Below are 14,482 nucleotides of genomic sequence, written 5' to 3' on the forward strand. Positions count from 1 at the left end.
ATGGCGCCACCGCTGATCCAACTGAAGGACATCAGGCTGACCTTTGGCGGCACGCCGCTCCTGAGCGGCGTCGAGCTCAATGTGGCGCCAGGCGAGCGCGTCTGCCTGATCGGCCGCAACGGCTCGGGCAAGTCGACGCTGCTGAAGATTGCGGCTGGCCTCGTCGAGCCCGACGGCGGCACGCGCTTCGTGCAGCCGGGCGCGACGGTTCGCTACCTGCCGCAGGAGCCGGATTTTGGCGACCACAAGACCACGCTTGCTTACGTCGAGGCCGGGCTTGCGCCCGGCGACGACCATCACCAGGCCCGCTATCTGCTGGAGCAGCTTGGGCTGACCGGCGAGGAGACCCCCGTAAACCTCTCCGGTGGCGAAGCGCGCCGCGCGGCGCTTGCGCGGGTGCTGGCCCCCTCGCCCGACATTCTGCTTCTGGACGAGCCGACCAACCATCTCGACCTCACCACGATCGAATGGCTGGAAAAGGAGCTCGACAGCCGGCGCAGCGCGCTGGTGCTGATCAGCCACGACCGTCGCTTCCTCACCAATCTCTCGCGCTCCACGGCCTGGCTCGACCGCGGCCGGATCAAGCAGATCGATCGCGGCTTTGCGTCGTTCGAGAGCTGGCGTGACGAGGTGCTGGCGGAAGAGGAGCGCGACCAGCACAAGCTCGACCGCAAGATCGTCGACGAGGAGCATTGGCTGCGCCACGGCGTCTCCGGCCGCCGCAAGCGCAACGTCAAGCGCCTCGCCAATCTCCACGCGCTGCGCGATCAGCGGCGCAACTATCGCGGCACGGCCGGCAGCGCCAATCTCGCGGCGGCGGAAGCAGAGCAATCCGGCAAGCTGGTGATCGAGGCCAAGGGCGTCACCAAGGCCTACGGCGAGCGCCCGATCGTCGAGAATTTCTCAACGCGTATCCAGCGCGGCGACCGGCTCGGCATCATCGGGCCGAACGGCGCCGGCAAGACCACGCTGGTCAATCTGCTCACCGGCGGCACGCAGCCCGGGTCCGGCACCGTGCGGCTCGGGGCCAATCTGGAGATGGCGACGCTCGACCAGCACCGCGAAAGCCTCGATCCCAAGTCGACGCTGGCGGAAGCCCTGACCGGCGGCCGCGGCGACCACGTCATGGTCGGCGGCAAGCCGAAGCACGTTGTCGGCTACATGAAGGACTTTCTGTTCGCGCAGGAGCAGCGCGGCACACCGCTCGAGGTACTCTCCGGCGGCGAGCGCGGCCGGCTGATGCTGGCGCGCGCCCTGGCAAAGCCGTCGAACCTCTTGGTGCTGGACGAGCCGACCAACGACCTCGATCTCGAAACGCTCGACGTGCTGGAAGAGATGCTCGGCGACTACGAAGGCACGGTGATCCTGATCAGCCACGACCGCGATTTCCTCGATCGCGTCGTCACCTCCGTGATCGCGCCCGAGGGCAACGGCAAATGGATCGAATATGCCGGCGGCTACAGCGACATGCTGGCGCAGCGTGGCGCCGACCTGAAGCGCGAGACGGCGAAGGCCCAGCCGGTTGCGGAGAAGAAGGAGGAGCGGCCCGCCGCTCCGGCGTCCGCACCCAAACGGCGGCTGAGCTTCAATGAGAAGCACGCGCTCGAAACGCTGCCCAAGAAGATCGACACGCTTCACACCGATATTGCAAAACTGCAGCGCGTGCTGGACGATCCCAACCTCTACGCCAAGGATCGCAAGAAATTCGACGATACCTCCACCGCCATCGCCAAGGCGCATGAGGAGCTTTCCGCTGCGGAAGAACGCTGGCTTGAACTGGAAATGCTCCGCGAAGAAATAGAGCAGGCTTAGGTCGCAAAATTTGTAGGATGGGTAGAGCGCAGCGAAACCCATCGCACAACGGGATTGGTTCTGATGGGTTTCGCTTCGCTCTACCCATCCTACGGGACCGAAAACAGAGAGATCAGATGACCACTCCCCTCGCCGCCAAGATCGCCCGTGAATATGGCACGCCCTGTGCCGTCATCGACATGGACAAGGTCGAGCGCAACATCGCGCGCATTCAAAAAGCTTGCGACGACGCCGGCGTTGCCAACCGGCCGCACATCAAGACCCACAAGAACCCGACGCTCGCGAAGATGCAGATCGCGGCCGGCGCCAAGGGCATCACCTGCCAGAAGCTCGGCGAGGCCGAGATCATGGCCAATGCCGGCATCGACAACATCCTGATCAGCTACAACCTCCTGGGCGAGGAGAAGATGGCGCGGCTGGGCGCGCTGCAGGCCAAGGCCAACATGACGGTGTCCGCCGACAACTCGACGGTCGTCGCCGGCCTGCCCAAGGCAGCCGCCGCCTCGGGCCGGCCGCTATCGGTGGTGGTCGAGTGCGACACGGGGCGCAAGCGCGCCGGCGTCGAAACGCCGGCCGAGGCGATCGCGCTCGCGCGCGAGATCGCGGCGTCCAAGGGCCTGCAATTCGCGGGCTTCATGCTCTACCCGACCGAGACCGGCTGGGCCGAGGCACAGAAATTCTACGACGAGGCACTGGCCGGCGTGCGCGCGCACGGGCTGGACGCCACGATCGTGTCGACCGGCGGCACGCCGAATCTCGTCAATCTCGGCAAGCTCAAGGGCGGCACCGAGCACCGCTTCGGCACCTACATCTACAACGACCGCATGCAGGTCGCGGCCGGCTCCGCCACCTGGGACGACTGCGCGCTGCACATCTATTCGACGGTCGTCAGCCGCGCCGCGCCCGAGCGCGGCATCCTCGACGCCGGCTCGAAGACGCTCACCACCGACACCGGCGGCCTCGACGGCCACGGCCTGATCCTGGAACACCCCGAAGCCAAGATCGCACGCTTCGCCGAGGAGCACGGCTTCCTCGACCTCTCCCGCAGCAACACGCGCCCCAATGTCGGCGATGTCGTGCGCATCGTGCCCAATCACGTCTGCGTCGTCGTCAACATGATGGACGAGGTCGTGATGGTCCGCGGCGAGGAGATCATCGGCGCGCTGCCGGTGGCCGCAAGAGGCAAGCTGCGGTAAGGCGACGTCGCCTCCACGATCGTCATTGCGAGCGCAGCGAAGCAATCCAGAGTGTCACCGCGGAAAGATTCCTGGATTGCTTCGCTGCGCTCGCAATGACGGTGTTTAGCGAGCTAGCCATCTCAAGACGCCCGTGCCTGCGGCAACACCCGTCGCAAACGCGGCCTGAAGCAGATAGCCGCCCGTGGGTGCTTCCCAGTCCAGCATCTCGCCGGCAGCGAACACGCCGGGCAACTTGCGGATCATGTAATCGGCATCGAGCCCGTCGAGAGCGATGCCGCCGGCGCTGGAGATCGCACGCGCGATCGGCGCAACACCGGTGAGCCTGATCGGCACGGCCTTGATGAGCTCTGCCATTCGTTCGGGCGGCATTGCCGATAGCGACTGGCCAGCGCTGATCGTCGCCTCCTGGAGCAGTCCGACCGCAACGGGCGAAAGCTGCGCCGCCTTGCGCAAGAAGTTGGAGAACGACTGCTTGCCGCGTGGCGCAGACAAGCGCTTGGCGAGCTCGACCCGGTCGACGTCGGGCCGCAAGGCGATCTTTAGGATCGTCTCGCCCTTCGCTGCGATCACTTCGCGTAATTCGGCCGACAGCGCGTAGATCGCGCCGCCCTCGATGCCCGCGCGCGTGATGATGGCCTCACCACGCACGCCATGCGGGCCGAAGCTCAGTGCGATGCCCTTGAGCGGCTGGCCTTCGAACCGCGTACGGAAGACGTCCGACCAGGCGATCGTGAAGCCGCAATTCGCGGGCCGCAGCGGCGATATCGCAACGTCTTTCCCGGCGAGAATTGTCGCCCAGCCACCGTCGGAGCCAAGCCGCGGCCAGCTTGCGCCGCCCAGCGCGAGCACCATGGCGTCGGCGGCAACAGCGGACGTGCCGCCGGGTGTTTGAAACAGCAACCGCCCCTCGTCATCCCAGCCGGTCCAGCGCTGGCGAAAGGCAAAGCGCACGCCGGCGGCATCGAGCCGGCGCAGCCAGGCGCGCAGCAAAGGCGAAGCCTTGAACGCCTTCGGAAAGACGCGGCCGCTGGAACCGACGAAGGTCGGCTCGCCCAGCGCCTCGCACCAGGCGCGCAGCGCCTCCGGCGGGAACGCTTCGATCGCAGCTTGCAGCCTCAGTGCCGCCTCGCGGTAGCGCGCGATGAACTGCGGCAGCGCCTCGCTATGGGTGAGGTTGAGCCCGCCACGGCCGGCCATCAGGAACTTGCGGCCCGCAGACGGCATCGCGTCGTACACGGTGACACGGGCGCCGCCCTGCGCCAGCACCTCCGCCGCCATCAGCCCGGCGGGACCGGCGCCGATGATCGCGACGTGGTTTTCAGTTGAGGGCATGGCGGGAGCTTAGGCCAGATTCTCGCCCCACAAAGAGGCTCGTCATTCCGGGGGTCGCCCGTTTGGGCGCGAGCCCGGAATGCATTGGGCGACGGATTTTGCGGCTGGATTGATTCCGGGTTCGCCCTGCGGGCCGCCCGGAATGACGGTGGTTAGAGCTTGATTCCAGCACGGGCCGCGGCCTGCGCGACGTACTTCTGCGTCTGCTCGAACGCGCCGGTGAGCGCCTTGGCCTTCGACATGTCGCTGATCTCGGCGAAATGCGCGGCGATGGCGTCCGGCGTCCATTCGGCCTCCGGCAGGTTGATCCCCTCGCTCTCCATGATCTTGATCACCGCGAAGGAGCCGGCGCCGGCACCCATGATGGTGCGGGTGGGTGCATCCTCGCTGAGGAGATATTCGACCGCGGGCGTGATCGCGTTCGGCTTCATCAATTGCAGCGCCTGCGGCGGCAACAGCTCCTCGGTCATGCGGGTGGCCGCCGTCGGCGAGATGATGTTGACGCGGATGTCGCTCTTGCGGCCCTCCTCGGCCAGCACGTTCATCAGTCCGACCATGCCGGACTTCGCCGCACCGTAATTGGCCTGGCCGAAATTGCCGTAGAGGCCGGAGGACGAGGTGGTCAGCACGATGCGGCCGTAGTTGCGGTCGCGCATGCCGGCCCAGGCCGCCTTGCAGCAGTAGAAGGTGCCGACGAGATGCACGTCGAGCACCTTCTGGAAATCGGCGGCCTCCATCTTGCCGAACGACTTGTCGCGCAGGATGCCGGCATTGGCGCACATGAGGTCGACGCTGCCCCATTCCTTGGTGGCGCGCTCGACCATGGCAGTGACCTGCTCGAAATTCGAGACGTCGGCGCCGTCGGCCATCGCGATGCCGCCGGCTTTGCGGATCTCCTCGACCACGGCTTCCGCCGGCGAGAGCGAACCACCGGTGCCGTCGCGCGCGCCGCCGAAATCGTTGACCACGACCTTGGCGCCGCGGCTCGCCAGCCCCAGCGCATGCGCCCGCCCCAGACCATTGCCCGCGCCGGTGACGATGGCGACGCGTCCATCAAACCTGATTGCCATGAGTGCAGTTCCTGTTCTGTCTTCCTCGCGTTCCGCGAGGCACCCTCCAGGGAGAGGGTCCGAGCGCACCGATTTGGAGAGCTTTTGAGCAGCGATGGATTGCCGGGTCAAGCCCGGCCATGACGGGCAGCGTCAGGCGAAATAGATCAGCCCCAGCCACTCGGCGACCAGCGCCGGCTTGTCCTCGCCTTCGATCTCCACCGTGACATTGGTGCGGGACTGCAATTCGTTGGGCTTGCGCAGCTTGGCCTCGGCCAGCACGAAACGGCCGCGGACGCGCCTGCCCGAACGCACGGGCGAGATGAAGCGCAGCTTGTCGAAACCGTAATTCACGCCCATCGTGGTACCGGCGATGACCGGCATCACCTCGTAGGACATGATCGACATCAGCGACATCGTCAGGAAGCCATGCGCGATCGTCGTGCCGAACGCCGTTTCCTTCTTCGCGCGCTCAGGATCGACATGGATGAACTGGTGATCCTCGATCACGTCGGCATAGGTGTCGATGCGGGGCTGGTCGATCAGGTGCCATGACGACACGCCGACCTCCTTGCCGACCAGGGCCTGATAGGCCTCGAGGGAGATCGGCGGCTTCTTCCAGACTTCGTTCATGAGTAACTCCAACCTCTGTCATTCCGGGGCGCGCGGCGCGCGAGTCCGGATTCCATTTAGCAACAGACTCTGCGGGACGATGGATTCCGGGCTCGATGCTCCGGGCCGCACTTGCGCGGTCCCGTCGCATCGCCCCCATTGCGCACTTGCGCAATGTGGAATGACGAGCGCGCAGACATCCAGACCTGATTCAATTAGGTCTCACCCCTGCTTTTCGGCAGCTCCGGAAAGTCCTCTTCCCGGAATTCGCGACCGCGCAAGGGATCGGCGCGATCGTCGTCGCGTTCGAGCCGGCGTAGCTGCACGCGGCGAATTTTGCCAGAGATCGTCTTCGGCAGCTCGGTGACGATCTCGATGCGGCGGATGCGTTTGAACGGCGCGAGGCGCGTGTGCAGGTGCTTGAAGATCGACAGCGCCGTCTCCGGCGTCCGCTCCGCGCCCGAGGTCAGCAGCACGAAGGCCTTGGGAATCGCGAGCCGGATCGGGTCCGGGCTTGGCACCACGGCGGCCTCCGCGACCAGATCGTGCTCCAGCAGCACGCTTTCCAGCTCGAACGGACTGATGCGGTAATCCGAGGATTTGAAGACATCGTCCGAGCGGCCGACGAAGGTGAGATAGCCCTCCTCGTCCGCGAACACGACGTCGCCGCTGCGATAGAGCGCGCCTTCCGCGCCCGACAATTTGCCGTCGTCGCCCTGATAGCCCTGCATCAGGCCGGCCGGACGGTCTGCGCCGAGCAGCAGCGTGACTTCGCCTTCCTTCGCCGGATGGCCGTCGGCGTCGCTGACCTGCACCCGATAGCCGGGTAGCGGCCGGCCCATCGAGCCGACCTTCACTTTCTGGCCCGGCGAATTGCCGGCAAGTGCGGTCGTCTCGGTCTGGCCGTAGCCGTCACGGATGGTGAGGCCCCAGGCTGCCTGCACCTGGTCGATCACCTCGGGATTGAGCGGCTCGCCGGCGCCGCAGACCTCGCGCAAGGCGACCTTGAAGGATGCAAGGTCCTCCTGGATGAACAGCCGCCATACCGTCGGCGGCGCGCACAGCGTGGTGACGCCGCACCGGCCGATGGTGGCGAGCAGGTTTTTCGCATCGAAGCGCGGTTGGTTGACCACGAAAACGGTGGCGCCCGCATTCCAGGGCGCGAAGAAGCAGCTCCAGGCATGCTTGGCCCAGCCGGGCGAAGAAATGTTGAGATGGACGTCGCCGGGCTTCAGCCCGATCCAATACATCGTCGAGAGATGGCCGACGGGATAGCTGCGCTGGCTGTGCCGCACGAGCTTTGGCTTCGCCGTCGTGCCCGAGGTGAAATAGAGCAGCATCGGGTCGTCGGCGTTGGTTGACCCGTCCGGCGCAAAACTCTCCGACGCCGTTGCCGCCTCTTCGTACGAAAGCCAGCCATCGGCGGCCGTACCGACCACGATGCGGACGAGGCCTTCGGCGCCGAGCCCAGCGAACTTCGCGACCTGGTCCTGGGCTGCGACCACCGCCCTCGCCTTGCCGCGGTCGAGCCGGTCGCGCAGTTCATCGGCAGTGAGCAGCGTCGTGGCGGGGATCACGACCACGCCGAGCTTGATGGCCGCGAGCATGGTCTCCCAGAGCGGAACCACATTGCCGAGCAGCAGCAGGAGATGATCGCCGCGCTTCAGGCCCTGCGCGCGGAGGAAATTCGCGACCCGGTTGGAGCGGCGCGAGAGCGCTCCGAAGGAAAGCTTGGTCTCGCGCTCTTGCGCGGCATCGACAATCCAGAGCGCGGGCCGGTCCTTGCTTTCCGCATTTGCCGCCAGCTCGGCGTCGAACCAGTCGAGCGCCCAGTTGAAGGGAACCGGATCGGGCCAGCGGAAACCTTTGACCGCAGTCTCGTAGTCCGTACGGTTATGAAGCAGAAACGCGCGCGCTTCCTGAAATGTCGTCATGTTCCGGGCCCGTCGAATTGACCTTCGAGCGTAGCCCGAAAGCCTCGCTATTTTCCAGCGAGGCTACGAACGTGATTGATAATTCCGGAAAAATCCACCCCGCCATGTCCGGCTGCGTCGAAAGACTGATAGATCTCCTGCGCATGTTTGCCGAGCGGCGTCGCGGCGCCCGCGGCCTTCGCGGCGTCCTGCGCGAGCGTCAAATCCTTCACCATCAGCGCCGACGCAAAGCCCGGCTTGTAGTCGTTGTTGGCGGGCGAGGTCGGCACCGGGCCCGGCACCGGGCAATAGGTCGTCAGCGACCAGCACTGGCCCGACGAGGTCGAGGCGACGTCGAACAGCGCCTGATGCGAAAGCCCGAGCTTCTCGGCGAGCGCGAAGGCCTCGCTCACCGCGATCATGGAGATGCCGAGGATCATGTTGTTGCAGATCTTTGCCGCCTGGCCCGCGCCGGCGCCGCCGCAATGCACGATCTTCTTGCCCATCTTCTCCAGCACGGGTTTTGCCGCGGAAAACGCCTGCTCGTCGCCGCCGCACATGAAGGTGAGGCTCGCGCCCTTGGCGCCGCCGGTGCCGCCGGAGACCGGCGCATCGACCGACAGCACGCCGTGCTTGGCGGCGAGCGCATGCGCCTGCCGCGCGCTTTCGACGTCGATGGTCGAGCTGTCGATGACCAGCGCGCCCTTGGCCATGGCGGGGACGATGTCGTTCCAGACGCCGAGGACGTGCTTGCCAGCCGGCAACATGGTGACGACGACGTCGGCGCCCTTCACGGCACCCGTCGCGCTGTCGGCGATGCTGGCGCCATCCGCCTTGGCCTGATCACACGAAGCCTGGACCAGGTCGAACGCAACGACCTTGTGGCCGGCCTTGACCAGATTGGCCGCCATCGGGCCGCCCATGTTGCCGAGACCGATGAATGCGATCGTGGCCATCTTCGTTTCCTCCGCTTGAACGTCGTTGTTAGTTGAACTTGAGTTCGTCGGCGCCGATCTCGGCGAAATAAGGTGCAACCATGTCCGGCGTCACATCCTCGATCCGCGGCGGCGACCAGGTCGGATTGCGGTCCTTGTCGATCACGGCCGCGCGCACGCCCTCACGGAAATCGTCGCTGCGGAAGACTTCCAGCGCCGCGCGATATTCGCGCACCAGGCACTCTTCCAGGTTGGAGGCCTTGCGCGCGAGCCGCAGCAGCCTCAAGGTCACCACCATGCCGCGCGGCGATTTTTCGCTGAGCGTCTTCAGCGTCGCTTGCGCAAACTCGGAGCCGTCGCGTTTGAGCGCGGCGACGATGTCCTCCATCCGGTCGAATGCGAACAGCGCATCGATCATCGCCCGCTTCGCGGCCACCGGCCCCGCGGCGTCACCGGTCGCAAAGCTGTTGATGAGCTTGTTGGCATCGGCCGCAGTCACGCCGGGACGAACCTGCGTCAGCGCCTCGCGCAGCGCCTGCAGTCTCGAAGCGGGCACCACAGCATCGGCAAACTTCGCATTGATCGCATCCGGGCCGTTCATGGTCTGGCCGGTCAGGCCGAAATACGTACCGATCTCGCCCGGCGAGCGCGACAACAGATAGGTGCCGCCGACATCGGGGAAGAAGCCGAGGCCGACCTCGGGCATCGCAAGCTTGGTGCGATCGGTCACGACGCGATGGCTGGCATGCGCGGAGAGCCCGACACCGCCGCCCATCACGATGCCGTCCATGAAGGCGACATAGGGCTTCGGGAATTTCTTGATCCGGGCGTTGAGGATGTACTCCTCGCGCCACAGGATCTTGCCGAGATCACCGTTGACCTTGGAACTCTCCCAGAGCGCGCGGATATCGCCGCCCGCGCACAGGCCGCGCTCGCCGGCCCCCTCCAGCAGGATCACGGCAACGGCGGGATCGGTCTCGAACCGGTCGAGCGCCTTGTCGATGTCGCGAAACATCTCCAGCGTGACGGCGTTGATCGCCTTGGGGCGATTGAGCCGGATCACGCCCGCCGAGCCTTCGACGCGCGCGACAAGATCGCCCTCTTCCACTGCATTCATCGCGCGCCCTCGATCAGCTTGCGCGCCACGATGAGCCGCATGATCTCATTGGTGCCCTCGAGGATCTGGTGCACGCGCAGGTCGCGCACGATCTTCTCGATGCCGTATTCGCTGAGGTAGCCGTAGCCGCCGTGAAGCTGCAGCGCATGGTTGGCGACCTCGAACCCGACGTCGGTGCCAAACCGCTTGGCCATCGCACAGAGCATGGTGGCGTCCGGATCCTTGCGGTCGAGCGCGGCGGCAGCGCGCCACAGGAAGGTGCGCGCAGCTTCCAGCTCGATCGCCATGTCGGCGAGGCGAAATTGCAGCGCCTGGAATTCGTCGAGCCGCTTGCCGAAGGCCTTGCGCTCCTTCATGTAGCTGCGCGCCTTGTCGAGCGCGGCCTGCGCCCCGCCGAGCGAGCACGCGGTGATGTTGAGACGGCCGCCGTCGAGGCCGGCCATCGCGATCTTGAAGCCGACGCCCTCCTTGCTCAGCCGGTTGGCCACCGGCACGCGGGCATTCTCGAACATCACGGCGCGGGTCGGCTGCGCGTTCCAGCCCATCTTGCGTTCATTGGCGCCGAAGGAGACGCCGGGGGCCTTGCCGTCGATGACGAGCGTCGAGATGCCGCCGGGGCCGTCGCCGCCGGTCCGCACCATCGCGACCAGCAAGTCGGTGCCGCCGGCACCCGAGATGAACTGCTTCTGGCCGTTCAACACATAATGGTCGCCGTCGCGTAGCGCACGGGTGCGGAGCGCCGCCGCGTCCGAGCCTGCGCCCGGCTCGGTCAGGCAGTAGCTTGCGATCAGCTCCATGCTGCAGAGCCTTGGCAGCCACTTCTGGCGCTGGGTGTCGCTGCCGTAGGCATCGATCATCCAGGACGCCATGTTGTGGATGGAAATGAAGGCCGATGTGGTCGGACAGCCGGTCGCGAGCGCCTCGAAAATCAGCGCCGCGTCGAACCGCGTCATGGCGGAGCCGCCAACATCGTCGCGGATGTAGATGCCGCCCATTCCGAGCGTAGCAGCCTCGCGCATGACGTCGACGGGGAAATGCTTCTCCTCGTCCCAGCGCAGCGCGTGCGGCGCAATCTTCTCCGCCGCAAACGCCAACGCCATGTCGCGAACCGCGATCTGATCCTCGTTCAGAGCGAACTGCATGCTGGGCTGCTCATTTCTCTCGCCATTGCGAGGAGCGAAGCGACGAAGCAATCCATTCTTTCTTTTCGCGGCGACATGGATTGCTTCGCTGCGCTCGCAATGACGGGCTGGGCTACAGCTTTACTTCATCGTCGGGATCGAGAACTCCGCACCTTCCTTGACTCCGGACGGCCAGCGCGAGGTCACCGTCTTGGTCTTGGTATAGAAGCGGATCGAGTCCGGGCCGTGCTGGTTGAGATCGCCGAAGCCCGACTTCTTCCAGCCACCGAAGGTGTAATAGGCGATCGGCACCGGGATCGGCACGTTGATGCCGACCATGCCGACATTCACCTTGGCCGCGAAGTCGCGCGCGGCATCGCCGTCGCGGGTGAAGATCGCAACGCCGTTGCCGTAGTCATGATCCGACGGCAGCGCCAGCGCTTCCTTGTAGTCGTGCGCACGCACGACCGAGAGCACGGGGCCGAAGATCTCTTCCTTGTAGATCCGCATGTCCTTGGTGACGTTGTCGAACAGCGAACCGCCGAGATAGAAACCCTTCTCATAGCCCTGCATCTTGAAGCCGCGACCGTCGACCGCGAGAGTCGCGCCTTCCTTGAGGCCGATGTCGATGTAGCTCTTGACCTTCTCGACCGCCTCGCGCGTCACCAGCGGGCCGTAATCGGCCGACGGATCGATCGAGGTGCCGATCTTGAGCGACTCGACGCGCGGAATCAGCTTTTCCATCAGGCGGTCGGCAGTGGTCTTGCCGACGGGAACGGCGACCGAGACGGCCATGCAGCGCTCGCCGGCCGAGCCGTAGCCCGCGCCGATCAGCGCGTCGACGGCCTGGTCCATGTCGGCATCGGGCATGATGATGGCGTGGTTTTTGGCGCCGCCGAAGCACTGGCAGCGCTTGCCGGTCTGCGCGGCGCGCTCGTAGATGTACTGCGCGATCGGCGTGGAGCCGACGAAACCCACGGCCTTGATGTCGGGATCGTCGAGGATGGCGTCGACAGCTTCCTTGTCGCCGTTGACGACGTTGAGAATGCCGGCCGGCAGGCCCGCCTCGATCATCAGCTCGGCGAGCTTCATCGGCACCCCGGGGTCGCGCTCGGACGGCTTCAGGATGAAGGCATTACCGCAGGCGATCGCGGGGGCGAACTTCCACATCGGGATCATCGCCGGGAAATTGAACGGCGTGATGCCGGCGACGACGCCGAGGGGCTGGCGCAGGGAATAGATGTCGATCCCGGGGCCGGCGCCTTCGGTGTACTCGCCCTTCATCAGGTGCGGAATACCGCAGGCGAATTCCGCGACTTCGAGGCCGCGCTGGATGTCGCCCTTGGCGTCGGGAACGGTCTTGCCGTGCTCGCGCGCCAGAAGCTCGGCGAGCTTGTCGTAGTCGCGCTGCACCAGCTCAACGAATTTCGTCATCACCCGCGCGCGGCGCTGCGGATTGGTCGCGGCCCACTCCGGCTGCGCGGCACGCGCGTTTTCGACGGCGGCGCGGACTTCAGCCTTGGACGCCAGCGCCACCTTGGCCTGGACGTCACCGGTCATCGGTTCGAAGACGTCGGCGGTGCGGCCCGAGGTCCCCTTCACTTCCTTGCCACCGATGAAATGTCCGACTGCGCGCATGAATTCCTCCCACGGAACGGGTTAGATCGCTTTGACAAATCCTATTGACCTGCATTTTATAGGATTCAAGTCTGAGATATTGCACCATAGATGTGCGAAAATGCTGGATCAAGGCGCGATCGACTGGGATGATTTTCGTTTCGTGCTGGCCATCGTGCGCGGTGGCTCGGTCTCGGCTGCGGCCAAGCAGCTCGGCGTCGACCATGCCACGGTGATCCGGCGCGTCGACCGGCTGGAACGGCACCTCTCGGCAAAGCTGTTTGACCGGCGCAAGACCGGCTATCTCCTCACCGAGGCTGGCCAGCGCGTCGCCGACAGCGCCGAGGCGATGGAATCGACCATCGTCGCCAGCCAGGAGCAGGTCGGCGGCTCCGTGGCGCGGCTGACCGGCACGGTGCGGATCGGCGCCCCCGATGGCTTCGGCACCGCCTTCCTGGCACCGCGGCTCGTGGCCTTTGCCGATCGCTACCCCGATCTCGACCTGCAACTTGTGGCAACCGCGCGGCTGTTCAGCCTCTCCAAGCGCGAAGCCGACATCGCCATCAGCCTGACCATGCCGAACGAGGGCCGGATCGTCGGCCGCAAGCTCCTGGACTACCGCCTCGGGCTTTATGCCGCACCCGCCTATCTCGACCGCCACCCCAAGATCGCCTCGCGCGAGGCGCTGCCGCAGCACCGCTTCGTCGGCTATATCGAGGAACTGCTGTTCACGCCGGAGCTGGACTATCTGCCGCAGGTGGCGCCGCGCCTTTCGGCGCGCTTGCGCAGCGCCAATCTGATCGCGCAGCTCAACGCCACGCTGGCCGGCTTCGGCATCGCCGTGCTGCCGCATTTCATGGCGAGCGAATATCCGCAGCTCGTCCCGGTGCTGCGGGACGAAGTCTCGATCACCCGAACCTTCTGGATGCTGATGCACGCCGACAGCAAGGATCTCGCGCGCATCCGCGCGGTGGCGGATTACATCAGCGAGATCGTGGAGCGCGAGCGGGCGCTGTTTGCGGGGCGGTGAGTTGGGACTCCGTAGGGTGGGTTAGCGTAGCGTAACCCACCTCTTTGCTCTCCACGCGTCGAGAGAAGGGATGGGTTACGCCTTCGGCAAACCCACCCTACGGCATCCCGCCTAATTCTGCTTCTCGCGCGGCTTCCTCGCCGCGGCGGGCTTCGCCGGCTCGCGGCGCGCGCCGTCGAGGGCGCCGTCCTTGCCCGCCTTCAGCACCTCGTCCGACAGCTCGCTGGAACCGGCAATGCGCGCCAGCAGCATGGTGCCAGCCATGGTCGCGAGCGTCGCGATCGCCTGCTTGCGTGCCGCCTTGCGCGGCATGTTGGGGATGAAATCGGTCATCATCTCGATCATCTCGTCGAGCTTGCCGGCAAAAGCCTTGCGGGTCTTCGGGCTCTCGCGGGCGATCTCGGCGCCGAGCGAGGGGATCGAGCAGCCGTGACCGGGATTGTCGCGATGGAGCGCGGAGAGATAGGCGTCCGCGATCAGTGCCAGCCGCTTTTCGGGAGCGGCCTCGTCGGTGATCTTGCGCCAGTGCTCCATCGAGCGATCCATGGCATAGGCAAAGGCCTCCATCACCAGCGCCTCGCGGGAATCGAAGTGGGCATAGAAGCCGCCATGGGTCAGCCCGGCCTCCTTCATGAGGTCGGCGACGCCGATGCCGTGAGCGCCCTTTTCGCGCAGCCGCACGGAGGCCTTCTTCACGATGCGGTCGTGGGTTTCCTGCTTGTGTTCCCTGGAGTAGCGCATGCGG

At 65.7% G+C, this 14,482-nt stretch carries 12 protein-coding genes; 3 read left to right on the plus strand and 9 right to left on the minus strand.

What is annotated here, in order from left to right; translation table 11 throughout:
* Entirely contained in the window at window positions 1-1,812 is a 1,812-nt protein-coding gene (locus K289_RS0110910) for an ABC-F family ATP-binding cassette domain-containing protein (protein ID WP_027551545.1), read from the plus strand.
* Window positions 1,813-1,928: 116 nt separating this feature from the next.
* Entirely contained in the window at window positions 1,929-3,008 is a 1,080-nt protein-coding gene (locus K289_RS0110915; RefSeq protein WP_027551546.1) for a D-TA family PLP-dependent enzyme, read from the plus strand.
* Window positions 3,009-3,113: 105 nt separating this feature from the next.
* Here K289_RS0110915 and K289_RS0110920 read toward each other — a convergent pair whose 3' ends face one another.
* The 8 genes from K289_RS0110920 to K289_RS0110955 all read right to left on the minus strand — a co-directional run bounded on the left by K289_RS0110920 (window position 3,114) and on the right by K289_RS0110955 (window position 12,728).
* A complete protein-coding gene (locus tag K289_RS0110920) occupies window positions 3,114-4,343 on the minus strand; it encodes a TIGR03862 family flavoprotein (protein ID WP_027551547.1) in 1,230 nt (409 codons plus the stop codon).
* 152 nt (window positions 4,344-4,495) lie between these two features.
* Window positions 4,496-5,413 (minus strand): SDR family NAD(P)-dependent oxidoreductase, encoded by a 918-nt coding sequence (locus K289_RS0110925; RefSeq protein ID WP_027551548.1) that lies wholly within the window; start codon window positions 5,411-5,413, stop codon window positions 4,496-4,498.
* 132 nt (window positions 5,414-5,545) lie between these two features.
* Window positions 5,546-6,025: a MaoC family dehydratase gene (locus tag K289_RS0110930; protein ID WP_027551549.1), complete on the minus strand. Its 480-nt coding sequence runs from the start codon at window positions 6,023-6,025 to the stop codon at window positions 5,546-5,548.
* Window positions 6,026-6,219: 194 nt separating this feature from the next.
* On the minus strand, window positions 6,220-7,938 hold the full coding sequence (locus tag K289_RS0110935) for an AMP-binding protein (protein ID WP_027551550.1): 1,719 nt from the start codon (window positions 7,936-7,938) through the stop codon (window positions 6,220-6,222).
* A gap of 47 nt (window positions 7,939-7,985) precedes the next feature.
* Complete coding sequence (mmsB, locus tag K289_RS0110940) at window positions 7,986-8,873, minus strand: 3-hydroxyisobutyrate dehydrogenase (protein ID WP_027551551.1); 888 nt, start codon at window positions 8,871-8,873, stop codon at window positions 7,986-7,988.
* Between the two features lie 28 nt (window positions 8,874-8,901).
* The gene (locus K289_RS0110945) at window positions 8,902-9,969 is read right to left on the minus strand and encodes an enoyl-CoA hydratase/isomerase family protein (protein ID WP_027551552.1); all 1,068 of its coding nucleotides are present in this window, start codon (window positions 9,967-9,969) and stop codon (window positions 8,902-8,904) included.
* Window positions 9,966-11,111: an isobutyryl-CoA dehydrogenase gene (locus K289_RS0110950; RefSeq protein WP_027551553.1), complete on the minus strand. Its 1,146-nt coding sequence runs from the start codon at window positions 11,109-11,111 to the stop codon at window positions 9,966-9,968. Before K289_RS0110950 ends, K289_RS0110945 begins: the two co-directional genes overlap by 4 nt.
* 120 nt (window positions 11,112-11,231) lie before the next feature.
* The gene (locus K289_RS0110955) at window positions 11,232-12,728 is read right to left on the minus strand and encodes a CoA-acylating methylmalonate-semialdehyde dehydrogenase (protein ID WP_027551554.1); all 1,497 of its coding nucleotides are present in this window, start codon (window positions 12,726-12,728) and stop codon (window positions 11,232-11,234) included.
* Between the two features lie 100 nt (window positions 12,729-12,828).
* Here K289_RS0110955 and K289_RS0110960 point away from each other — a divergent pair, with 100 nt between their 5' ends.
* Entirely contained in the window at window positions 12,829-13,737 is a 909-nt protein-coding gene (locus K289_RS0110960; RefSeq protein ID WP_027551555.1) for a LysR family transcriptional regulator, read from the plus strand.
* 111 nt (window positions 13,738-13,848) lie between these two features.
* Here the strand turns inward: K289_RS0110960 and K289_RS0110965 are convergent, their stop codons facing one another.
* Window positions 13,849-14,478, minus strand: coding sequence for a TetR/AcrR family transcriptional regulator (locus K289_RS0110965; protein WP_027551556.1), 630 nt, complete (start codon window positions 14,476-14,478; stop codon window positions 13,849-13,851).
* Window positions 14,479-14,482: the final 4 nt, after the last annotated feature.

Origin of the sequence: Bradyrhizobium sp. Cp5.3, from assembly GCF_000426265.1 — a bacterium.
GTDB lineage: Bacteria > Pseudomonadota > Alphaproteobacteria > Rhizobiales > Xanthobacteraceae > Bradyrhizobium > Bradyrhizobium neotropicale.

What these genes read in the sequence shown, in the direction of transcription:
- K289_RS0110910 (WP_027551545.1), top strand. Translation starts at nt 1, where the DNA reads ATGGCGCCACCGCTGATCCAACTGAAGGACATCAGGCTGACCTTTGGC.
- K289_RS0110915 (WP_027551546.1), top strand. Translation starts at nt 1,929, where the DNA reads ATGACCACTCCCCTCGCCGCCAAGATCGCCCGTGAATATGGCACGCCC.
- K289_RS0110920 (WP_027551547.1), bottom strand. Translation starts at nt 4,343, where the DNA reads ATGCCCTCAACTGAAAACCACGTCGCGATCATCGGCGCCGGTCCCGCC.
- K289_RS0110925 (WP_027551548.1), bottom strand. Translation starts at nt 5,413, where the DNA reads ATGGCAATCAGGTTTGATGGACGCGTCGCCATCGTCACCGGCGCGGGC.
- K289_RS0110930 (WP_027551549.1), bottom strand. Translation starts at nt 6,025, where the DNA reads ATGAACGAAGTCTGGAAGAAGCCGCCGATCTCCCTCGAGGCCTATCAG.
- K289_RS0110935 (WP_027551550.1), bottom strand. Translation starts at nt 7,938, where the DNA reads ATGACGACATTTCAGGAAGCGCGCGCGTTTCTGCTTCATAACCGTACG.
- mmsB (WP_027551551.1), bottom strand. Translation starts at nt 8,873, where the DNA reads ATGGCCACGATCGCATTCATCGGTCTCGGCAACATGGGCGGCCCGATG.
- K289_RS0110945 (WP_027551552.1), bottom strand. Translation starts at nt 9,969, where the DNA reads ATGAATGCAGTGGAAGAGGGCGATCTTGTCGCGCGCGTCGAAGGCTCG.
- K289_RS0110950 (WP_027551553.1), bottom strand. Translation starts at nt 11,111, where the DNA reads ATGCAGTTCGCTCTGAACGAGGATCAGATCGCGGTTCGCGACATGGCG.
- K289_RS0110955 (WP_027551554.1), bottom strand. Translation starts at nt 12,728, where the DNA reads ATGCGCGCAGTCGGACATTTCATCGGTGGCAAGGAAGTGAAGGGGACC.
- K289_RS0110960 (WP_027551555.1), top strand. Translation starts at nt 12,829, where the DNA reads ATGCTGGATCAAGGCGCGATCGACTGGGATGATTTTCGTTTCGTGCTG.
- K289_RS0110965 (WP_027551556.1), bottom strand. Translation starts at nt 14,478, where the DNA reads ATGCGCTACTCCAGGGAACACAAGCAGGAAACCCACGACCGCATCGTG.